Annotated in this window: 19 protein-coding genes and 1 CRISPR repeat array; of the genes, 4 read left to right on the top strand and 15 right to left on the bottom strand. The window is 69.7% G+C overall.

The features are described 5' to 3' along the window. Window positions 1-127 precede the first annotated feature (127 nt). A protein-coding gene (locus BOQ63_RS07430; RefSeq protein ID WP_191093689.1) for an IS5 family transposase occupies window positions 128-924 on the top strand; the annotation gives its coding sequence in 2 pieces (ribosomal slippage) (window positions 128-464 and window positions 464-924; 798 coding nt in all). On the opposite strand, the gene BOQ63_RS07425 is transcribed toward BOQ63_RS07430, so the two are convergent. From BOQ63_RS07425 to BOQ63_RS07410, 4 genes are all read right to left on the bottom strand, one after another. Further along, the gene (locus BOQ63_RS07425; RefSeq protein WP_223886212.1) at window positions 896-1645 is read right to left on the bottom strand and encodes a helicase associated domain-containing protein; all 750 of its coding nucleotides are present in this window, start codon (window positions 1643-1645) and stop codon (window positions 896-898) included. The genes BOQ63_RS07430 and BOQ63_RS07425 overlap by 29 nt on opposite strands. A gap of 331 nt (window positions 1646-1976) precedes the next feature. Continuing rightward, complete coding sequence (locus BOQ63_RS07420; protein ID WP_050366105.1) at window positions 1977-2516, bottom strand: hypothetical protein; 540 nt, start codon at window positions 2514-2516, stop codon at window positions 1977-1979. A 30-nt stretch (window positions 2517-2546) separates the two neighbouring features. Further along, window positions 2547-3257 (bottom strand): NucA/NucB deoxyribonuclease domain-containing protein, encoded by a 711-nt coding sequence (locus tag BOQ63_RS07415; RefSeq protein WP_223886211.1) that lies wholly within the window; start codon window positions 3255-3257, stop codon window positions 2547-2549. 87 nt (window positions 3258-3344) lie between these two features. Next, a protein-coding gene (locus tag BOQ63_RS07410; RefSeq protein ID WP_223886210.1) for an IS3 family transposase occupies window positions 3345-4597 on the bottom strand; the annotation gives its coding sequence in 2 pieces (ribosomal slippage) (window positions 3345-4315 and window positions 4315-4597; 1254 coding nt in all). 575 nt (window positions 4598-5172) lie between these two features. On the opposite strand from BOQ63_RS07410, the gene BOQ63_RS07405 reads away from it, so the two are divergent. After that, a complete protein-coding gene (locus BOQ63_RS07405; RefSeq protein WP_167395679.1) occupies window positions 5173-6810 on the top strand; it encodes a PKD domain-containing protein in 1638 nt (545 codons plus the stop codon). Window positions 6811-7308: 498 nt separating this feature from the next. Here the strand turns inward: BOQ63_RS07405 and BOQ63_RS07400 are convergent, their stop codons facing one another. From BOQ63_RS07400 to BOQ63_RS07390, 3 genes are all read right to left on the bottom strand, one after another. Then, window positions 7309-7740 (bottom strand): hypothetical protein, encoded by a 432-nt coding sequence (locus BOQ63_RS07400; RefSeq protein WP_072653764.1) that lies wholly within the window; start codon window positions 7738-7740, stop codon window positions 7309-7311. 148 nt (window positions 7741-7888) lie between these two features. Further along, complete coding sequence (locus BOQ63_RS07395) at window positions 7889-9508, bottom strand: alpha/beta hydrolase (RefSeq protein WP_167395678.1); 1620 nt, start codon at window positions 9506-9508, stop codon at window positions 7889-7891. Beyond that, the gene (locus tag BOQ63_RS07390; RefSeq protein WP_072653762.1) at window positions 9505-9702 is read right to left on the bottom strand and encodes a hypothetical protein; all 198 of its coding nucleotides are present in this window, start codon (window positions 9700-9702) and stop codon (window positions 9505-9507) included. The genes BOQ63_RS07395 and BOQ63_RS07390 overlap by 4 nt, the downstream gene beginning before the upstream one ends. 464 nt (window positions 9703-10166) lie before the next feature. Here BOQ63_RS07390 and BOQ63_RS07385 point away from each other — a divergent pair, with 464 nt between their 5' ends. After that, entirely contained in the window at window positions 10167-10457 is a 291-nt protein-coding gene (locus BOQ63_RS07385) for a transposase (RefSeq protein ID WP_454130967.1), read from the top strand. Continuing rightward, complete coding sequence (locus BOQ63_RS07380; protein ID WP_360334877.1) at window positions 10454-11344, top strand: IS3 family transposase; 891 nt, start codon at window positions 10454-10456, stop codon at window positions 11342-11344. Before BOQ63_RS07385 ends, BOQ63_RS07380 begins: the two co-directional genes overlap by 4 nt. A gap of 688 nt (window positions 11345-12032) precedes the next feature. On the opposite strand, the gene BOQ63_RS07375 is transcribed toward BOQ63_RS07380, so the two are convergent. The 8 genes from BOQ63_RS07375 to BOQ63_RS07340 form a co-directional block, all read right to left on the bottom strand. Beyond that, window positions 12033-12749 carry a hypothetical protein gene (locus BOQ63_RS07375; protein WP_072653761.1) on the bottom strand — a complete coding sequence of 239 codons (717 nt, stop codon included), beginning with the start codon at window positions 12747-12749 and terminating at the stop codon, window positions 12033-12035. A gap of 129 nt (window positions 12750-12878) precedes the next feature. Next, a complete protein-coding gene (locus BOQ63_RS07370; protein ID WP_478295460.1) occupies window positions 12879-13994 on the bottom strand; it encodes a hypothetical protein in 1116 nt (371 codons plus the stop codon). 43 nt (window positions 13995-14037) lie between these two features. Next, window positions 14038-14355, bottom strand: a complete 318-nt coding sequence (locus tag BOQ63_RS07365) for a hypothetical protein (protein WP_223886209.1) — start codon at window positions 14353-14355, stop codon at window positions 14038-14040. 79 nt (window positions 14356-14434) lie between these two features. Continuing rightward, a CRISPR array of direct repeats spans window positions 14435-15622; the repeat unit is 29 nt; unit sequence CGGCTGACCCCCGCTCGCGCGGGGAGGAC. Window positions 15623-15667: 45 nt separating this feature from the next. Beyond that, a complete protein-coding gene (gene cas6e / locus BOQ63_RS07360; protein ID WP_223886208.1) occupies window positions 15668-16402 on the bottom strand; it encodes a type I-E CRISPR-associated protein Cas6/Cse3/CasE in 735 nt (244 codons plus the stop codon). After that, on the bottom strand, window positions 16399-17268 hold the full coding sequence (gene cas5e, locus BOQ63_RS07355) for a type I-E CRISPR-associated protein Cas5/CasD (RefSeq protein WP_072653758.1): 870 nt from the start codon (window positions 17266-17268) through the stop codon (window positions 16399-16401). The genes cas6e and cas5e overlap by 4 nt, the downstream gene beginning before the upstream one ends. Next, complete coding sequence (locus BOQ63_RS07350; protein WP_072653757.1) at window positions 17265-18632, bottom strand: type I-E CRISPR-associated protein Cas7/Cse4/CasC; 1368 nt, start codon at window positions 18630-18632, stop codon at window positions 17265-17267. Before BOQ63_RS07350 ends, cas5e begins: the two co-directional genes overlap by 4 nt. A gap of 4 nt (window positions 18633-18636) precedes the next feature. Continuing rightward, a complete protein-coding gene (casB, locus tag BOQ63_RS07345) occupies window positions 18637-19218 on the bottom strand; it encodes a type I-E CRISPR-associated protein Cse2/CasB (RefSeq protein WP_079183456.1) in 582 nt (193 codons plus the stop codon). Further along, on the bottom strand, window positions 19211-20710 hold the full coding sequence (locus tag BOQ63_RS07340) for a type I-E CRISPR-associated protein Cse1/CasA (RefSeq protein ID WP_072653756.1): 1500 nt from the start codon (window positions 20708-20710) through the stop codon (window positions 19211-19213). Before BOQ63_RS07340 ends, casB begins: the two co-directional genes overlap by 8 nt. Window positions 20711-20852: the final 142 nt, after the last annotated feature.

Raw genomic sequence — 20852 nt, 5'->3', positions numbered from 1 at the left:
GCGCGTCCAGGAGCGCCGTCTGCTGCTCGGTCAGCTTCCCGTCGGTGCGAGCCGTCGCCTGCTTGCGCAGCCAGGCGCCGGGCCTAAGAAGTCATCTCATTTGGATGGCTAGACTCTGGGCGTGCTGATCGTGGAGCGTCTGGTGCCGGACGAGTTGTGGGAGCTGTTCCAGTTGGTGGTGCCGGCGGCGCCGACCCGGCCACAGGGCGGTGGCCGGCGCCGTTACGGGGATCGCGAGGTGTTGGCGGCGATCGTCTTCGTGGCAACCTCCGGGTGCACGTGGGCCCAACTGCCGCCCTGCTTCGGCCCGTCCGGGCCGACTGCCCATCGGCGGTTCGCCGAGTGGAGCAAGGCACGGGTGTGGGCCAAGCTCCGCCGGGTCGTCCTGGACGAACTCGGCGCACGGGGCGAGCTGGACTGGTCGCGCTGCGCGGTTGACTCCGTGAACATGCGAGCCCTGAAAAGGGGGACCTGACAGGTCCGAATCCTGTCGATCGGGGCAAGTACGGGTCGAAGATCCACCTGCTCACCGAACGCACCGGTTTACCCCTGTCGCTCGCGATATCCGGCGCCAACGTCCACGACAGCCAGGCCCTGATCCCGCTGACCGATGCCATCCCGCCCATCCGCTCGCGCCGCGGCCCCAGGCGACGCAGGCCAGGCAAAGTCCACGGCGACAAGGCCTACGACCACCGATTCATCCGCGCCTACCTGCGACGACGCCAGATCCCGGCCCGCATCGCCCGCCGGGGCGTCGACTCCTCCCAGCGCCTGGGCCGACACCGATGGGTGATCGAGCGCACCGTCGCCTGGCTCAACGGTTTCCGCCGCCTCCACCGCCGCTACGAACGAAAGGGCGAGCACTTCGCCGCGTTCGCCAGCATCGCCGCAGCAGTCATCTGCCTGCGGAGAATCCCCAAATGAGATGACTTCTAAACGTCGGGTCGTCACCGAGGCCGGTGCGGTTGGCGGGGCCGTCCAGGGTTCCGCCGGCGGCCAGGTAGGTGAGCAGGCGGCGGTAGGAGCGGTTCCAGTCCGGTTCCAGGCGCCACAGCTCGTCCAAGGCGTCGAGCTTGGCGGCCTGGTCGGGGGTGAGGTTGTCGGCCTTGCGCTGGCGGCGCATCCACGCGCCGACCGCGTAGCCGTCCAGCTTCTCGGTGGCCGGGACGGCGAGGTGGCCGTGGTGGGCGGCCCAGGCACGGGCGTAGGCGTAGCCGCGTTCCCAGGCGTTGGCGTGCTTGGACCAGATCATGCCGAGCGCGTCCAGCTCCGAGACGCGCGCGGCATCGAGCAGGCCTCGGCCGTTCAGGTAGCGCTGCCGGTCGAGCCAGGAGATCAGCTCCCCGTGGCGGGTCTTGTCGGTGGGGTCGAGGTGGCCGTGCTCGAGGTGGAACACGGCGGCGACGGCGTGCATGCGCTGCCACTCGACCGCGCGCGGGTTGAACGCGCGCAGCTTCACCGTCTGGAGGATCCGCGCCGCGTGCCGCTTCGCGTCGATCCGCAGCCAGTCGATCGGCGACTCCACCGCGGCCGGCTGCTGCTCGCCCGCCCCCACCCCGGCGGCCTCGGCGGCCTCGCCCTCGGTGGCCGCGGTGGCGTGCTGAGGCTGGGCGCGGTGGGCGAGCAGCTCGGTGATGCGGTCCACGACCGGGGCGTCGTGGGCGGCCAGGGCCCGCAGGACTCGCCAGATCGGAAGCTGGAGGCCTCGATCTGGGTTCGGCCTCGACCTTGACCGCTTCTCCGGCGTCCTTCACCTCGACCGGGTCGGCGACTGCCGTCTCGTCCCCGATCAGCGGCGTCGGCAGGTAGACGGGGATGATCACCCAGGAAGACCCTGCCCTGGCGGTAGGACTGGCGCGGCGCCGGCCAGCGTGGGCCTTGAACTGAGCGAACGCCGCCTGGCGAGCGGAAGTTGTTCTGTTCCAACGGGGTGTGGCACCGCCGTCAGGTCGGTGCCACACCCGTGGTTCCTGGTCCTACTCTTCGTCTTCGTCGTCCTCGGACTCGGAGGTCCACCACAGGTCGATCCGGTAGGTCTCCAGGACCTCCCGGTGGGCTGCCCAGATCGTATCGGTGTCAGCCGGTGACTGCTGTTCCGCCGTGCTGAGTTCGGCGTGGAGGCCCGCCTCCTGCGCGGCGGCCTCATGTCGCCCCTTCCAGGACACGCGGCCTTCGTAGACGCCCGAGCGGGGCAGTTGGAAGTGACCGGCGATGTCCGGGGCAAAGGCGCGGATGACCACTTCGCCGGTGGGGCTGTCGAGCACTGTCGAGCGTTCGCCCTCGGCGATCCAGGTGCTGTCGGCCGGCGCAGGGCCGTCCCACACCCGTACCAGGATCTCGGCAGGTGCGATGCTCTGGAGGCTGCGGAGATAGATCTGGGTACCGGTGCCCGCTACCACCGTGTCCCAGCTCTGCCTGACGGCCTCGGAGTTGGTGAGGTAGGCGTCGGAGTCGTACACCTCGATGAGGCCGTTGTCGGGCCTGGCTTCGGTGCGGAACTCGAACAGGATCGGCACTGGTTGTCCTCCGGCCTTGGCGAGTACGGCTTACGGGACGATCGTGACGTAGAAAGGGTCGTTGTCCAAGATCCGGTTGATGGTGAAGACGTCCTTGATCATGTTGCCTCCGTCTCCGTTGTCCTTGCCGTCTATCAGGCGGGCGGAGTATCGGTTTACAAGGTTGCCTGCGCTGTCTTTCTGGTTCGCGCCTTCGTACGTGGACGAGAACGGGTACTCGTCGCATTGCAGTCCGGAGCCGGAGTAGTCGCCCCAGACCTCGTTGCAGGTGGCTATCGCGACCCTGCGGTTCTCGTCCTGCTTGGCACGGTCGATGAGGCGGTGCAGGGGCTGCTTCGCCCCGGGGATGCTCTTGCCGTTGAAGGACGGGAAGGTCCGTTCGGGGTTGTTCTGCGCGTCCTTGATGTGCAGCGCGCTCTCCCGCACGGCCGGGTCGGAGAGCTTCATGACGAGTTCGGCCCGGCCGTCGGTGAAGACGGTTCCCTTGTACTTGCCCGCGACGGGGCCGGCGTAGTCGAAGCGGACGTTGGACTTGGCAGCGCCAAATTCCGACCAGGGACTGGTCCGTGTATTGGGCGATGTGACGCGCATCGAGAGCGTCAGGTCAGCCTTGACGATCTGCTGGTCGCCCTGGTCGTACAGTGGGCCCTTGTCCGGGGCCGTGTAGGTGAGGGTCCACAGAGGCTGCTGCTTCCAGGAACCGATGAGCTCGACGCGGCTCTGCTTGTCGGGCTTGGTCACGCTGCCGGAACCCTGGCCGCTGAAGTTCACGTCCTGGCTGATGGACCACTTCGAGGAGTCTGAACCGCCCCGGGTTCGGTAGAGATCTCAGGTTGTGGTTGTGACCTGCGGTTTTGTGGTGGCAAGGTAGCAGTCGGTTTCGTACTCGACTGGCGGGACGTGGCCGATCTCACCGTGGAGCCGGCGGTGGTTGTACCAGTCGACCCATTCGGCGGTGGCGAGTTCGACCTGGGAGAGGGTGCGCCAGGGCCGCCGGGGCTTGATCAGCTCGGTCTTGAATAGGCCGATCGTGGACTCCATGAGGGCGTTGTCGTAGGCGTCGCCGACGGATCCGATCGAGGCTGCGATGCCGGCGGCGTTCAGGTGTTCGGCGAGCCGGAAACTCGTGTACTGCGACCCGGCATCCGAGTGGTGTATCAACTCGCCTCGCTGATGGGGGAATCCGTCACGGTCGCGCTGCCACAGCGCCATGTCCAATGCATCCAGCACAAGGCGGGTCTCCTTGGAAGTCGCAGCCGACCAGCCGACGATGCGCCGGGAGAAGGTGTCCACGACGAAGGCGACGTAGACGACTCCGGCCCAGGTGGCGATGTGCGTGAAGTCGGCGACCCAGCAGCGGTTCGGCGCGCCGGCGACGAAGTCGCGGTCGACCAGGTCCGGGGCGCATTCTGCCGCCGGATCGACCATGGTGGTGATGACCTTCTTGCCGCGTACGGCGCCGGTGATGCCGAGTTCGCGCATCAGGCGCTCAACGGTGCAGCGTGCCACTGTGTGGCCCTGCCGGCCCAGCTCCCGCCAGACCTTCCGGGCCCCGTAGACCCGGTAGTTGGCGTCGTGAACGCCCTTAATCAACTCCTTGAGTTCCAGGTCTCGCACGGTGCGGGCGGCGGGCGAGGCCACGCGCTTGTGCTGTGCGTAGTAGGTGGAGGGGGCGATGCTGCAGCCGTGCTCGGTGAGCACGCGGCAGATCGGCTCGACGCCGCCGAAGCGGCCCCGGTGCTCGTCGATGAACGCTACGAGCGCTGGTGTGGCCGGTCGAGCTCGGCCTCGAAGAAACTCGCCGCGGCCTTGAGGATCTCGTTTGCCCGCTTCAGCTCGGCGATCTCCTTCTTCATCGCCTTGATCTGCGCGGACTCCTCCGTGGTCGTGCCCGGGCGCTGCCCGGAGTCGACCTGGTCGCGCCGCACCCAGTTGCGCAGGGTCTCGGCGGAGCCGATGCCCAGCTTCTCGGCAACGGCTCGCAACGCGGCCGACTCGTTCGGGTAGTCACCGCGAACCTCGGCGACCATGCGCACCGCACGACGGCGCAGCTCAAGCGGGTAGGAGGAGGGACGTGCCATGACTCGAATCCTTACATGAAGTCGAGTCTCTAACGAACCCGGGGCGGTTCAGCTGGCGCTTGTCCGTTTTTCTGCCCGAAATCACGTCATCTTCATTTTTTCATGATTGTCCGAACGCCGGTGCAACAAAGAGCGGCACCGCCCGGCACATCCATGCTGGTCAAAGCACCAAAGCGGCCGCCACCTGCCGACTGAATCCGCCTCATGTCCGCTCCATCGCCATCGCGACCAGAGCACCTCCCACCCAGGCCACGGCAGATTGGTACTCGCCTCCCCGGTCGCAGCCCAACACCACCTCCGGGAACACGGCCGCGCACCGATTGCAGCGGAGCCGGCCCGGCCGCAAGGCCAACCGTGTTCGGGGACGCCCACCCCCGGCGTCCCCGAACACCAACCGTCCCCGCCGCTGGTGGGCGCCTCTACATGGACGCCGCCCCGACCCGGCTACGCGCTGACGGCCAGGACGTCGCCCGTCCCTCCCCGTTCGTGCGGCACCACGTCGACATGCTCGGCCGCTACTCGTTCCTGCTGCCGGAGATGCCCGGCGGACTGAGGCCGAGCTGCGCTGTTTCGTCGTGGCGGGCTTCAACACTGCGGCCGACGAGAAGGCGGCCCAGACCGACCGCACAGGGCGAAGTGACAAGTGTGAAGATCGAGAGGAGGATGTGCCCGGCTTCCTGTCGCATGCGCAGGAAGCCTCCAGCATCCGGTCCACAGGGGGGTCTTCCGTGCGCCAACGTCATCTCGCCAGCCTCGCCATCGCCACCGCACTAGGGGTTGGTCTGCCCGCTCCCGCGCCTGCGATCGCCGACGGCGCCACGCTCTTCGTCAACCCGGCCACAGGCTGCACCGACACGGGCAGCGGATCCCAGGCCGCGCCGTTCTGCACCATCCAGGCCGCGGTCGACGCCGCCCGGCCCGGCCAGACCGTCCAGGTGGCTGCGGCGAAGTACCCCGAGCAGGTCACACTCAGCCACTCGGGAGAGCGGGGTAAGCCGATCACCCTTCTGGGCGGCAACATTCGCAACGGCCTCAAGACACTTCCGCTCGTCGGGGTCAACCCGGGCGGCACGAACCCGAGCCACGGCTTCCTTCTCAACGGCGTCCACGACGTGATGATCACGGGTTTCGGCATTGGGGGCGCCCTCGGATCCGTCGAGCTCGCTGACACCCAACAGGTGACCCTAGACGGCAACATCATGGGCGGCGGAACGTCGGCCAGCCCGCAAACCGCCGGCGTCCACCTCGGCGGGGCAACCCGGGCCATCACGATCAGCCGGAACATCATGAGGGGTCGCGCCCACACCGCCATCGCCGTCGACGCAGGTGTGACCGGCACCGTGCTCAGCACCAACGCTGTAGACAACCAGGCCGGCGGGGCCGGCATCCAGGTCACCGACGCCCCGGGGACGGTGATCACGAGCAACACCGTAAGCTCGGTCTGCGGTCCGGCCATCGGCCTGCTGGGCGACTCGTCCGGGGCCGTGGTCGAGAACAACGTCCTCGCCACCGCCTCCGACACCGGCCATAACGCCCCTGCCTGCACCCCGGAGCAGAGCACGGCCAAGCTCTCCGTCTCGGCCGGCTCGGTGCCGAGTATCGTCGCCGACTACAACCTGGCCGACTCCTTTGCCGACGGGCCGATCTACAGCTGGGCGGGCAGCAGCTACGCCACTGCGGCCGACTTCACCAAGTCCGTCCCGCAGCAGGGTGCCCACGACCTCACGGCCGATCCGCACTTCTCGGGGAACATCGACACGGCACTTCCCATCGGCTCGAACTCCCCGGGCATCGACTCGGCCGACGCCGACGCACCCGGCGAGCTCAGCACCGACCTCTACGGCTACCAGCGGATCGACGACCCCTACGTCGCCAACACCGGTACTGGTTCGAAGGTTTACGACCGGGGTGCATTCGAGTTCACGACCTCGTCCCGCTGGATCGGGGTCCTGAGCCAGCCGCAGGGGATTACAGCCGGGGCGTCGGCCACCTTCTCGATCCGTGACCAGGAAACCTGGTCACCGGTCGTCTCCTACAACCTTGATTTCGGTGACGGAACTCCGATCGTGACGACCACGCAGCTCGCGGTTCAGCACACCTACCAGACAGCGGGTTCCTACCGGATCACAGTCGTCGCCACCGAGCAGAACGGCGACACCACCGCTGGTAACGACACGGCGAAGGTCGGGCCGCCCGCCCCGCTCGTCCCTTAGCTTGGCGTTTAATCTCGCCGCGCTTGGTGGTCGCTGATCGACTCGGCGCGTTTCGCGGTCTTGCCGACGTCGTGATGCTTGGCGCGGTGCTTGTGCTTCGAGCCTGCGGGCCGTCCTGGCCCCGGTCGGGACGGCTTCGGTGCGGCTGCTGGACAGGCGCGGGCTCGGCCTGTTCCCGGGTCAGCGCGAAGACGCCGCCGCGGTAGGAGGCATAAGACAGGGAGGTCCTGCTCGTGTACGAGGGGCCCTGGACCGCCTTCCCGAGGAGCGCGGTCCCCGTCCAATCGCCGACGTCACCTACCGCAGCGGTCGAAACCCGCCTGCCGAGCCGGTCCGCGGTGCGGAAACGCCGCCGACCGGCTCGTCTTGGTGGTAGGGCGCGGCCCCGCCACACACGAGGTTCATGGGCAGAGCACGCGATCGTCGCCGCGGCGTCGAGGGAACCGCTCAGGCCGTAGGGCCGTAGCGCGCTCGGCGGAGCGCTGACGGAAGCAAGCTTCAGGACGTAGACGTAGGGGACGGCTCCTCGGAGGGCGGAAGCAGGCAGGGAGTGGTGACTCTCAGGTACATGCGGTCCCCGGTACCCGAGGTGGATGCCGTGGCGGAGTACCGGCTGGTGGGGTGGTAGGTGTCGACGAGCGCATCCGGCTTGCCGTCCACGGACTCGCGGTAGCCCTTCACCGTCAGTCCTTCGCCGGTCAGCATGTCACGGATCTTCCTGACCGCGTCGGGGTGCTGGGCGCGTGGAACCGAGCTCTTGACGCTGTACATCAGGATGTACCGGTCGTCGGAGACGGTTTCGCCGTTCTTGCCGGTGCACGGGGTGAAGAGCGCGGAGATCGTCGACGGGTCGGTCTCGATCCCGGCGGTGCGGGCCATGTGCTCGGTGATCTGCTGGGCCCAGGTCTGGGCGTCGGCCTTGGACTTCACGGGTGGTGTGTCACTCCTGTCGGCAGCGGATGAGCATCCGCCGAGTGCCGCGAGCAGGAGCGCGGTAGCGATGATCCGCCTGGTGGTGCGGGGCGCGCTGGCAGTCATGGTGCTCCTGAGTCGGCGGTCGGTCGGACTGGTCGTGGGGTCAGCGTGGGGGCTTGGGGGCGAGCGTCGGTGGCCGGCCCGCGATGATCCGCCCCTGGTTGTCGAGGCTTTGGCTCGCCCTGTCCCAGTAGCCGCCGTGTCCGCTGGTGTCGATCTGGATGCGCTGGCCGCCGAAGACCCCGTTCTGGGGGCCCTCGCCGAACACGGTGCCGGTGAACGTCTGGATGAAGTCGTCCTTGGCCGTGCCGACCCAGACGTGCCTGGGGTCGATGTTGAGCTCGGACGCCTTGTCCACTCCCATTCCCGGGCTGCCGAGCGCGATGATGTCGTCGACGTTCGCACCGCCGTCGCGCGCGGCCGCGCCCACCACGTAGGTCCCATAGCTGTGGCCCATCAGGGTCATGTGCGAACACAGGCCGTTGTCGCCCTCGGCCACCCGCAGCCCCTTGGTGAAGTTGCGCAGAAGCGGTGCCCCGGCATCTCCCCGGTCGGTTTCGGCGACGGTGCCGTCCAGCCAGTTCGGCGTCTCATAGCCGAGCCACGAGACGACGGCGACGTTCGCACCGCCGTCCGTTTCGTCCTCGGCCGCCTTCTGGGGGCGCCGGATGTGGTCCATCTGCCCCGGCACCCCGGTGAACACCGTTCCGGTGCCCGGTACGAAGACCGCCGTGTGCTGCGACTTGTCGGGGTTCCCCGTCGAAACGATGGCCCGGCCGTTGTGCGCCTCGGGATCGATTCCCAGCAGGAACATCCGGTGGTTCTCGGGGTTCCCGTCGGACGCTGCCAGCTTCCTCCTGATCTCCTCCATGGCGTTGATCCGCGACTTGTACTCGTCCTCGTCGATACCGAAGTCGCCGGGCTTCCCGCTTCGGTAGGCGTCCAGCTTCTCGTCGAGCACGAGCCGGTTGGCCTCGTCCCGGACGGTCGTGGGAAGCCCGTCGAGGCGGCCGATCTGATCAGGGTGCAGGGCCAGGTAGGCGTCCTGCTGCTCAGGGGTGAGCCCCTTCCACCACGCGGCGGACTTCTCCGGGTCCTTGCCGTCCGGGATGTAGGGGTCGACCAGTCCGAGGTCCTGCATCGCGGCGGCGGCCGCGTTCTTGGCCCCTGCCAGCGCACCGTTCACCTTGGCCGGGTCGAGGGCGTTCGAGCTGAGCCGGCCCAACGCCGTATTGCCCTGGTCACTTGCCGCCTGGGCGTCCTTCAGAGCGGTGTTGATCCGGTCCTGGAAGCTTTTCATCTCCGACCCGAGCTGCTGGCGCGCCTTGTGCGCCTCCGGGTCGTTGTGCTCCCCCTTGCCCTCGGGCGGGAGGCTGACGACGCCGTCGGCGGACACGTCCAGGCCGGCGTCCACCGCACGGTTCACGGCGTTGGTGAGGTTGGTCTGCGCCTGGTACATCCGGTCAGCGACGGTGTTCAGCACCAAAGCCGCGGTGTCCGCCTCCATCTTGACGACGTTCAGTTGCTGCTCCGTCTTCGCCAGGAACGCCAGCGCGGCCTTCGCGTCCTCGCCTTCCCAGTTGCCGACCAGCGGACCGTCCACCTGGCTGCGGTGCCGCTGGCCAGTGCTCTCCGCTGCGCGGCCGAGCGCCGTCCAGGTCTTCGCCGCGTCGTGCAGCCCGTGCGGGTCGAACTTCACCAGGAGCTCATACGCGCTGGTCACTTGGCCGCCTGCGGTGCGACAGCCCACGCGCTGGCGACGGCCTGGTCTTTGTGCTCGTGCGCGGCCGCGTTGGCCTCCAGGTTGGTCGCGGTGTTCACGAGACGCTGCTGCAGATCGCCGAGCGGCTTGGACCAACCCGTGCCCAACTGCGCGAGTCCACCCGCGATCGACCAGCCGGTCAGCTGCCCCGACACGGTGGCACTGGTGTTTACCGCGTTCTGGATCGGCGCGCTGAACTCCTCCCCCAGCGTCTTCGCGATACCCGCGGATGCCCCACAACCTTGCCCGTGGTGTTGTCAGCCACGTGGACTCCCCTCCCCGAAAACGAATGCCTGAGCCCAACCCCCGCAGAACCCTAGACAGGCGATGCGCGCTCCGCATCCGTACAAATACTCAGATGCTACTGCGGACCGCACAGGCGGTCAGGGTTACGTAGGGAGCACCGGCCCTGGGCCCGCGCAGCCGGGCTCAGGAGTGCCAAGCAGCGGGCAGAGCGCGACCAGTTTCTCGACCGCGTCCGGCCGAGCAGTATCCCTACCACGGGGACGTCGTGCCCGGCGGGATCAAGCAGGTTGAAGTTCCACCCTGGGGCTGGACACCTGGAGACTGGGACATGTGAGCCCGGAGGAAGCAGTTTCAGGTGGGAAGCAACGGCAACATGAGTAAGCGGTACACGGCGGAGTTCAAGAGGGACGCGGTCGCGCTCGTCCGGTCTTCTCCGCACCGGAACGTCACCGAGATCGCCCGGGAGCTGGGAGTCAGCCCGGAGGGGCTGCGGGGCTGGGTCAAGCAGGACCGCACCGACCCGGGCGAGGGCCGGCCTGGTGACCTGACCAGCCCCGAGCGCGAGGAGCTCGCCCGACTTCGTCGGCAGAACCTCGAGCAGCAGAAGACGATCGAGATCCTGCGCAAGGCGGCCGCCTATTTCGCGGCCGAGACGAATCGGTGATCCGCTTCCGTTTCGTTGAGGACCACCACGGCGCCTTCGGCGTCAAGCGGATCTGCCGGGCGCTGGGGATCGCCCGTTCCTCCTTCTACGCCTGGCGGGCCGGCGAGAAGGACCGTCGCGCCCGCGAACGGGCCGAAGACCTCCTCGCCGCGGAGATCGCGGTGATCCACCTCGCCTCCCGGGGCGCCTACGGCGTCCCGCGCGTCCACGCGGAACTTCGCCGCCAGGGCCGGGCGGTGAACCGGAAGAAGGTGGAACGGATCATGCGCGAGCGCGGGATCACGGGCGTCACCCGCCGCCGGCGCCGCGGTCTGACCCGCCAGGCCCGCAAGCCGGTGTTCGCCCCGGACCTTGTCGGGCGCGACTTCACCGCGCCCCGCCCGGGGATGCGGCTCGTCGGCGACATGACCTTCCTGCCGACCGAGGAGGGCTGGCTCTACCTGGCCACCTGCATCGACCTGGCCACCCGCGAGGTGGTCGGCTACGCGATGGCCGACCACCACCGCGCCGAACTGCCGGTGGCCGCGCTGCGGATGGCCGCCGGCCGAGGCGGTCTGGAGCGCGGCTGCGTCTTCCACACGGACCGCGGCAGCGAATATACGTCGAGTGAATTCCGCACCGAGATAGGCAAGTTGGACATGAGGCAGTCGATGGGAAGGGTCGGCTCCTGTTACGATAACGCCGCTGCCGAGAGCTTCTTCGCCGTACTGAAGGCGGAGATCGGCACCCGGGTCTGGCCCGACCGCGCCACCGCCCGGGCGGAGGTCTTCTCTTTCATCGAGACCTTCTACAACCGCAGGCGCCTACGCAAACACCCCGAGTGGGGCTACCTCACGCCACTCGAGACCCGCCAGCGGCACCGGCAAGGTCACACCCTCGCAGCGTAGACGGAGAGTGTCCAACCACAGGGTGGAACTTCAGGTCGGCGACGGCCGTGCCTACCGCTTCCGGGGCGACTGGGCGAAGAACCTTCGAGAGTGACGCAGAAGGTACGCCACCTTGTTGGGGCTGACTACCTCTCGATAGGCGTTTCCCGACTCGACGGATCAGCCCCGGGTCGGGCGAGTCGGCTGCTGAGGTCGGCGAGCCGGGGTGGTGGCCGGACGTCAGCCTATGCGGCATCGGGGCAGACGGCAGGGGCAGGTCCAGCAGGGCCCTTGGCGCTGACCACGGCTGTGAGCGCGGAGCACGTCGTGCCCTCAGCCGTCCTTGTGGCCTCTGTCCGCGAGGTCTGTGATTGGCGCCGGCTCCCGGCTCTCAACTGGAGAGTGGGTGCTGGCCGCGTTGGATCGAACGTCGGCCCAGCGAAACCGTTCTGGCCCCCGGACGGGGGCCAGAACGGTTTCGCTCATCAAGGCCTCGCGATCGCCGGGCAGGCCGTAGCGCGACAGCGCGGTGCGCAGCTCGTGCAGGGGGGGTCGGCCCCGACGCGGCCTGGGCCTGGTGGGCAGGCTGTGCGGTCACCTGGTCCTCCTTGGTGGCGGCTGGCCACCGATTCAAAGGCAGAGCCGCTCTTCTTGGCCCCGCGCCCGCGGTGACAAAGAAGTCAAGCGCGCCGCCACCGCAGGCCCCGATTCAGCGGCGCCAGTATCGGTGCTGGAGCCGGAGAATCTCCCGTTGCCAGTGCGCGCGGACGGCCGCATCGTCGGAAGGCAGGTCCCGGCCGAGGCACCTGCTCAGGTCCCGGTACAGGGCCAGGGCCCCGGTACCGCCCGCAGCAAGCAGCGAGGAAAGCATCGGCTCGTTCGCCGAGGTGTCCTTCTCGACCTCCAGCAGCACCGCCAGCCGATCGTCCGGGCCCAGAACTGGCACAGACCCGCCGAGCTGGCGACGCAACACGGACCAGGAGATGACGGCCTGCTCGCGAGCGGCCCGCTCCAGACCCCGGCGCACTGCAGCAACGGCCTTGGCCAGCTCGGCAAGCGAAAGCCGCATCTGGCCAGGGCCTCCCGCACGACCACCGGCCGGGCAGGCCCCGGCAGCCGGCTCCACCTGTGGTTCGGCCGCCATCACCGACCGCCGGCGATCAGACGCCGACAGACCTGCGGAACCACCCCCGGGCCGACGCTCGCCAACCGGCTCGGAGCTCACTGACGGCGGCTTCGCCGACCGGGCACCCGGGCGTAGCCGTTCCGCCTTGGCGATCCACTGGTCCACTTCCTCACGCTGCCGCCTCGAGACCCGGTGCGCCGCCGTCGTCGCCATCTTGACCATCTCGTCGACCAGGCGCACCAGCTCACGGGTCTCCAGGCGCGCCTCCCGGCGCTGCAGGTCCGCGATCATGCCGGTCATCCGGTGGTGCGCTGTCTCCGACAGGCTGATCTGCGGCTGGGCCGGAACGGATCCGGCGAAGCGCTTGCGCTTGAGCTCAGTCTCGCGGGCCTTCGCGGCGGTGCGCTCAGCCCGGGCGGCCTGGGCCGCCTAGCGCTTCAGGCTTTTGAGAAACGCGGCGGCCCTAGCGGAGATCTCGTGCTCTTCGGTGGTGCGATCTCGGGCGGCCTTGAAGTTCACCTGGACGAGCAGAGAGTTGACTGCCTGCTCGTCCAGGTGATCCACGGCCTGCGCCAGCCGACCGAACAGATCCGCGCGCAGGCGCTTCTGCCGCTCCAGCCACTGCCGAGCCTGATCCAGCAGAGCGGCGACGATCTGGGCCTCGCGACCCTCGTGTGGGCCGCTTGCCCGCACAGCGCGGCACTCGGATTCCAGGATCAGGATGGAGCCCGACCGCAGAGCGCCCTCGAGGCGCTGCGCGGCGGTCGGCTTCTGCGCAGGTGCGAACGCGGCAGGCCGCCAGACGGTGTGCTCTGCCACGGTGAGGATCTCCTCGACGGCGGGGGTGCGGAAGCCGTCAGGGGACATGTGGCACTCGTCGAGGGCGAACCACTGGGTCTCCCGGGCGGGGGACTGGGTGCCGATGCGGACCTTGCGGGAGGTGCCGGCGCTGTCCAGACGGACCCGGTGGACGTACCTGCGGCGGACCAGAGTGTCGATGTCGACCGGCACCGTCGTGCCGAGGATCGGCTCGATGAGGTCGTCGTCCCACACGGGTGCCACCGAGGCGTCCAAGTGCAGACGCAGCCCGCGGTCCTGGTGCTCGAAGGCGATGTCGACGACGGAGCCGAGCGGTTCACGCAGGTGGACGGTGCCTTGGTGGTCCTGTTCGAGGAGCCAGGTCGTGGCGGCGGACTTCATGTAGAGGTGGTCGGCGCTGGACACGTCCCGGGCCCTGCGCTCGCAAACGTGCAGGCCGGTGGGGTCGGGGAAGTGGGCGAAGTGGCAGACTCGGTCGGTGTAGAGCTTTGTTGTCAGCTGGTCACCGCAGCCGCCGAGCAGTAGTCCGCACCAGAAAGTGTCCGCGGCGTGCTGCCGGCGGAAGGCGTCCAGCTCGATCGCTTCCAGCGGAAGAATCAGCGGCTCCTCCGAATCCGCGCTGCCCAACACCGCCGTCTGGATCCGCCGCTTGTCACCCGGCAACGACAACCCCCAACTCGCGCCTGACCGTGGCACTTTATCGTGCCACCACGCCGAACCGGGCACCGAGGAAAACGTAACTTCCCCTTGGCCCGGCCCGATGCCGGGGTCAGGGCGTCGGCGGTGACGTGACTTGACAGACGACGACGATTCCCAGGCACGGGACGACGTAGTAGTCGAGCAGGCCGCCGGCGACGTCGAGGTAGCGCATCGGCTCGCCACTGCCCTGGTAGGAGGTGCCGTCCAGGTAGAGCGCTTCGGCGGCGCGGCCGATTTCGGCAGCCCGCTGCTCAACAGCGGCGAGGAAGTCGGCCGGGGCATCGGCGGTGACGTGCTGCTCGCTGAAGCCCGATCGCCACCGCTTCGGGCCTGAGGCTCGCTTGCCGAGCAGCCCCCGCGAGCGCGCGGCCGACGAGCCACGGGACATACGGGTGACCGGAGAGCAGGAGCGACTCCCGCTCGCTCGGGGAGGACAGGCTTTCGATACAGACCGAGGGGTTCGTTACCGGCTGACCCCCGCTCGCGCGGGACGACATACACACCGCCATCATGGCCGGGCTGGCGCGCGGCTGACTCCCGCTCGCGCGGGGAGGACGCCGGGTAACGCTTCGCCAGCTGGGCCCACAGCGGCTGACCCCCGCTCGCGTGGGGAGGACTCGGCGTTCCAGGCCGCGCTCGACGCCCCCGTCGGCTGACCCCCGCTCGCGCGGGGAGGACAAGTGGGTGGGGTGGAGGCGGGCCTGGCTCGGCGGCTGACCCCCGCTCGCGCGGGGAGGACGAGCACTCATAACCCCCTTAGAAACGGTAGAGCGGCTGACCCCCGCTCGCGCGGGAAGGACGTCAAGAAGGAGTTCCAGGACGTTTGGAACTCCGGCTGACCCCCGCTCGCGCGGGGAGGACCTTCGCCCGGGGCGCAGCGGTCGTTTTGTGAACGGCTGACCCCCGCTCGCGCGGGGAGGGACCCAGCAGACCGGCCAGGGTGGTGCCGTACACGCGGCTGACCCCCGCTCGCGTGGGGAGGACTTCTTGACCGCGTCTTCCAGGGACACGACCCGCGGCTGACCCCCGCTCGCGCGGGGAGGACACGTCGGCCGTCAGCCGCAGGTGGCCGTCCGTCGGCTGACCCCCGCTCGCGCGGGGAGGACGCCATCGCGTTGGCGGAGTCGTCGGGCAACATCGGCTGACCCCCGCTCGCGCGGGGAGGACTCGGACAGGTACTTCCCCAGCGCGGCCGTGACCGGCTGACCCCCGCTCGCGCGGGGAGGACATGCCGATCGCGCCAGTGACGGTGTTCCAAAGCGGCTGACCCCCGCTCGCGCGGGGAGGACTCCCGCTCGGCCTGCTGTTCCTGCCAAGCCTTCGGCTGACCCCCGCTCGCGCGGGGAGGACGGTCGTGCCGTCTCCGGTACGCCCGTCACCGTCGGCTGGCCCCCGCTCGCGCGGGGAGGACGGCATTGCCGCTGCCACCGTGGCTATGTGGAACGGCTGACCCCCGCTCGCGCGGGGAGGACGCCGCAGATGTGGACCATTCCGAGACCGATGACGGCTGACCCCCGCTCGCGCGGGGAGGACCTGCTCGGCGACGCCCTATTCGGTGACCCCGTCGGCTGACCCCCGCTCGCGCGGGGAGGACTCCACCGCCGCGTACAGCAGCGCGGCGGTCAGCGGCTGACCCCCGCTCAGGCGGGGAGCACGACGGCCGCCAGCCGCGCGGCGAACGCGCGCCCCGGCGGCCGTTCCTACGCGCCCGCCGCAGGCCGTACCAGCAGCAGCCCCGCACTGTAGGAGCGGGCGCGGCCGACACCGGTGGCGAGGGCGTCGGTGAAGGCGTGCGGGTCGGTGACGGTCAGGGCGCCCTTGATCTCGGCCCGGCCGATCTTGGCGCCCTGGTGCTTGGCGCTCAGGCCGAGCTTGGGAAGCATCCGGATCGCCATGGTGTCCGGATCGCCGTCGGCGCCGATGCGGCGGACTCCGGCCGGGCCGACGCGGTCGGCGCCGACGGACTGGAGCCGGGCGGCGAACCACTCCTTGACGTGGCGGGGGGTGGTGTCGGAGAGCCGCTTGCGGACGACGGTGCCGTCACCGGCGCGGGTCTGGCGGTCCCGGGTGGGGTTGACGACGATCCGGAAGCCGAAGGTGTCGCCGGTACGCACGGTGGTGTCGACCGGGAGGAGGCCGATCTTGTCGGCGAGCGCGGCCCGCGGGATGGAGGACCAGTCGGGCTGGACGCGCGACTGCACGATCACGACCAGGCTGTTGTTCCTCAGGTCGAGCGTCCAGGTGTTGAGGATGCCCATCTGGGCTCGCGGGTCCGCCTCACCGGGCTCAGTCCAGCCGTAGAAGCCGGACATGACGAGCCGATGCATGACGTGCGGATCGAGGATCGCTTTCTGCGCCAGGGCGTGGGTGGCGTCCAGGTGCAGAATGCTGTGGCAGGCCACGAAGCGGGCGGTGTCGGTGGAGGCAGTGGTCACAGCAGGTGATCCCATCCGATGGACTCGCCGGGTTCGATGCGTACGCGCCGCTCCCAGCGGGGCGCGTAGGACCGGTGCACGGTGTGGAAGCTGACGGGGTGGTCGGCGACGGAGGAGGCTCCGGCAGTGCCCGGGGGCACCTCGGTCCACGTCCAGGGGCGTTCGGCGGTGGCGTTCGGCAGCAGGCGGGTCCGCGCGAGGACCTCCTCGATACCGCCCTCGTGGACGCCGCCGGAGATCTCGCCGGCGGGCGGGCAGTTCTTGCGCCCGAGCCACAGCAGGCGCCGGGGTTGTTCGAGGGCGGTGGCCAGTTCGTCCAGCAAGTCCTTGTCCGTGTGCTCGACGACGGCGACGAACGCGGCGTCCGCCAGGTAGCTGCGGCTGGTGATCATCGGGTCGCGCCCGACCTTGCGGGCGAGCAAGGGACCGCCCTCCGGGTCGGGGGCGATGCCCTTGGGGGCGCCGTACCAGCCGGTGACGGACCGGGCGGGCAGGGTGCCGAACATCGGCCCGGTGGCGGCCTCGAGGGCGGTGGAGGCCTGCTGGGCCCGCCGGTGGTCGGTGATCAGGTCGCGCGGGCGCAGCGGGTACCTGCCTCCGCCGACGGTGTGGTGGTCGCGCACGGCGGTGCCGGGCCGGTCGGCGCGGACGGCGAAGCGGAGTTCGTCGAGCGGCTTCAGTGGCCTGGCAGTGTCGTGCGGATCGACCGGTTCGTCGCGGGAGTATCCGGCGGCGGCGGCGAGCAGGCCGATGAAGCCGGACTTGGTGGGCCTGAGGTGGGTGTCGCGCCGGTCGAAGCGCGCCACCAAACCCCAGGCCTGGAGCGGCCCGGCGAGCCGGGCCAGGAGGACGTACGGCTGGGTCACGGGGCGGTCAGCTCCTCGGCGGTGCCGGCCTCGGCAGCGGCCAACGTGCCGGCGGCGGACAGCTCGTCCAGGAGGTCCTGGATGCCGAGGTCGTAGGTGAGCACGCGGCCGCCGGCGATGTCGGAGCGCTTGCGGGTGACGAGCCGGTGGTGCTTCAGGAGCCTCTCGGCGGCGGCGCGGCTGGCACCGCCGCTGGCCTGCTCGTCGATGGGGTCCTCGAAGACGGCGGAGTAGTTGAAGGGGCGCTTGCCGTCGAAGGCGAGGACCAGCTTGGGCAGGGAGCCGGTGGAGGCGGTGGTGTTCTTCTTGGCGGCGGGCATGGCGTCGATGAACGCCTCCACGAACTGGCGCTCGGCGGCGACGGCGGCCTCGTCCGCCTTCTCGGCGCTCATTCCGCCGGCCATCAGGTTGACGCGCAGCTGGACGCGGTCGAGGGCGGCGTGCCGGTAGAAGGTGCCGGAGATGAGGGACTGGTAGCCGGTCATGCCGGCGCCCGCGTCATCGGCGGCGTCGAGGTAGTCCAGGGCGTTGGCCTTGCGGCGGATCTTGGAGTCGTCGGCGGCGCTGTAGAAGTCGTCGATCTGGGCGGCCGCGTGCACGGTGAAGGCGGGGCCGGTCATGATGGCGCCGTCCACGTTCGGCGAGTCCGCGATCTCCGCGAGAAAGCGGCCGTAGAGGGCGATGTCGATGGCGTCCCGAGGGGCGAGGGCCGCGAGCACAGCCGCGCGCACGGCCTTGGGAAGGGCCGGGATGCCGGTCTCGGCGGCGCCCTCCTCGACCTCGACGGGCAGGGCGTCCTCGTCGGCCGCCGCCGTGCGCCGCTTGCTCTTGGCCTTGGCCTTGGCCGTCTCCGCGGCCTTGCGAGCCTCCTCGAACTCGCCGACCCAGGAGACGACCTCGTCCCGGTTGGCGTGGAGGAACCCCGCCAGCTTCGCCCCGGCGTCCTCGGGGGCGAACAGCAACACCTTGGTGAGGTTGCGGGTGCGCTCCTTGTCGCCGAACTTGAGGCCCACGCCCTCCAGGACGGCCTTGGCAACGGGCAGGGCGTCCTGCTCCTGCCAACCGAGGCCGCGCAGCGACTCCGCGGTAAGCAGCGCCCATTCGCGGGTGCGGATGCCCATGGTGTAGCTGGCCAGGGCACCCTCGCCCGCGTTGGCCTTCTCGCGGCCGAGGGTACGCTCGGCCCGACGGCGGGCCTGCGAGGTGATCAGGTTCCGGGTCTCGCCACCGAACGGGATGGTCTTCGCCATGCCGTTCTCGTCGCGGACCGGCAGCACGGCGACCAGGCTCTCGAGGGCGTGCAGGGACAGGAACTGGTGGCCGTCGAGCCGCTCGGCGACGGCGCTGGTCCGGATGATCGTCATGTCGTCAGCCATTCTTCTTGGCGGGGTATTCGGGGGTGTAGAAGTCGCGGGCCCAGCCGTACGGGGTCTTCCTGCCGGGCGCCTTCCACGCGGCCAGGTCCTCGGCGAGTCGGTCCCAGGCGGGTGGAGCGACCTCGCAGGCGCGGGCGCGCTCGACGGCGTGGTGCAGGTGGCGCACGGGGAGCTCGCGGGAGGCCACCAGACGGTCGAGCAGGCGCTTGGCGCCGGGGTCGTCCTTTCCCCGGCCCGCCGGGGAGCCGATGCGGCGCAGGGCGTCGCCCATCGAGCCGAAGCCGGCCTGCGGCACGCTCTTGCCAGCGTGGTAGCGGGCGAAGAGGAAGGCGACCTTCTCGAAGACCGGCCGGTGGTCCTCCTCGGGGCTGAAGGAGGCCGCCCGCAGCCGGGGTTCCGACAGGGCCTCGGGGCGACGCAGGTCGGCGAGGCGGCCGTAGTCGTGGGACCACACCAGGCTGCACAGCCAGTTAGTGAGGCGCTGTCCGGGGGTGCGTTCGGGCGCCTCGGGTGCGACGGGTTCGCAGTCCAGGAGCTCGAAGAGGTCGAACGGCAGCTGCTGAGGGTCAGGCACGCGGGGGCTCCTTGAGGTACGCGGGGCAGGTCGGACCGGTCAGCCGCTTCCGAAGCCGCTGCTCCGCCTGGGCCCGGGCGTTCATGCCGCGCCCGTCGGGCGGCAGCGACCTCAGGCGGTCATGGAGGACGGTCTTGGTCAGGTTCCGGATCTCGGTCCCGAAGGCCTCGAGGGGGCCTTCCCCGGGGTTGTTGCCGCAGCTCACCTCGGACATCAGAGCGAAGAAGTGGTCGGCCGCGCCCGCCCACAGTTCGGGCTCGGCGTGGAAGCGCTTGAGCTGCTTGGCCTTGTCGGCCGGCTTGGGGTTGGGGTAGGCCGCGTCACGGGCGGCGACTGCGGCCGTATAGAGGGACTTGGCGGCGTACTCGCAGATCGCCAGACCCTCGTCAGCGGCCTCCTTCAGCTTGTCCTCCTCCCCGGGCACGTACGGATATGTGCCCGACGCCCAGGCGGTGGCCGTCGCCTGCCGGGAGATCAGGCCGACCGCGACGAGGTCCACGCGGCGGTCCCGCAGTCGCGCGAGTCGGTCGTAGAGGTCCGCTCCCTTGGTCAGGTCCTGGGAGGCCGTGGCCGCGGCCGCGTACACGGCGTGCGACTCCCGCCACAGCGCCCGATCCTCGCTGGGACGCAGGGGCAGGACCTTCCCGTCCTTCCGCGTCTTCTCCAGGACAGCGTCCTGGAGGTACATCGGCGGCAGCGGGTCGAGCAGTTCGCCGGCCGCCTGCAGGACCCGGTCGACCATGACCCTGCCGTCGACCAGGACAGGGCGAAGGAGGATCGAGCGTCCGAGGAAGGAGTGGAGGTCGGCGGGGCCGTCCGGCTGCCGCGACACCTTGCGGGCCCGGAAGGTGCGCCTGCCGGCTCGGCCGTCGGTCCATGAGTAATTGAAGGTCCCAGTGCGCTTCTCCCCGGTGGGCGTCCTTTCGCAGGGGGCCAGGTTCAGCCGAAGCGTGTCGCCGAGCGTCGGGCCCGTGGCCACCACGCGGATCCGGGTGCCGAGCCGTCCGACGGCCTGGTAGGTCAGCTGCGGGCCTAGCCAGTCCGACTTAGCCATCGCCCGACCGCCAAGGCCGTACGCGTGCTGGGTCAGCATGGCCCGGAAGGCGACGTCGGGCGGCATCGGTTCGGGGCTGTGCAGGTGCACCTTGTCGAAGAACTGGTTGTAGTCCCCCGCGCGCTCGATGACGAGCTGCGCGGAGCCCACCCCGTGCTCGGCCATGAACGGCGCCAGCAGGACGTTCTGCCCGAGCGGGCGCTCGGGGTGGAAGAGGTCCCAGTGGTCGTCAGGCTGCTCGGCCAACCAGTCCGCCGCAGGTCTCAGCGGCTGCCGGGTCTCCACCCAGTACTGCCACTCATCGGCGTCCACGGGCGCGTGGCCGGCCGCGTAGAGGATCGCCATCAAGTACTCGAGCACGGCCACCTCCTCGCCGGGAGTCGAACCGACCAGTGCAGCGAAACTCTCCGCGCCGCGCAGGAGGTCGACCAGCCCCACGTGTCGCACCTCAGGCTGCCGCCCTTCCCAAGCCACTGTCAGTGCCGCCTGGCAGGCTTCCGTACGGGGATCCCACGGCCGGTGCGGATCTCTGGATTCGATCAAAACTCGGCACCTCCTTGTGATCTGATGCTCAATCACA

This window comes from Streptomyces viridifaciens (genome assembly GCF_001888885.2).
In the GTDB taxonomy this organism is placed as follows: domain Bacteria; phylum Actinomycetota; class Actinomycetes; order Streptomycetales; family Streptomycetaceae; genus Kitasatospora; species Kitasatospora aureofaciens.
Note: the sequence above shows the minus strand (reverse complement) of the source record. Positions and strands in the feature narration are given on the sequence as shown.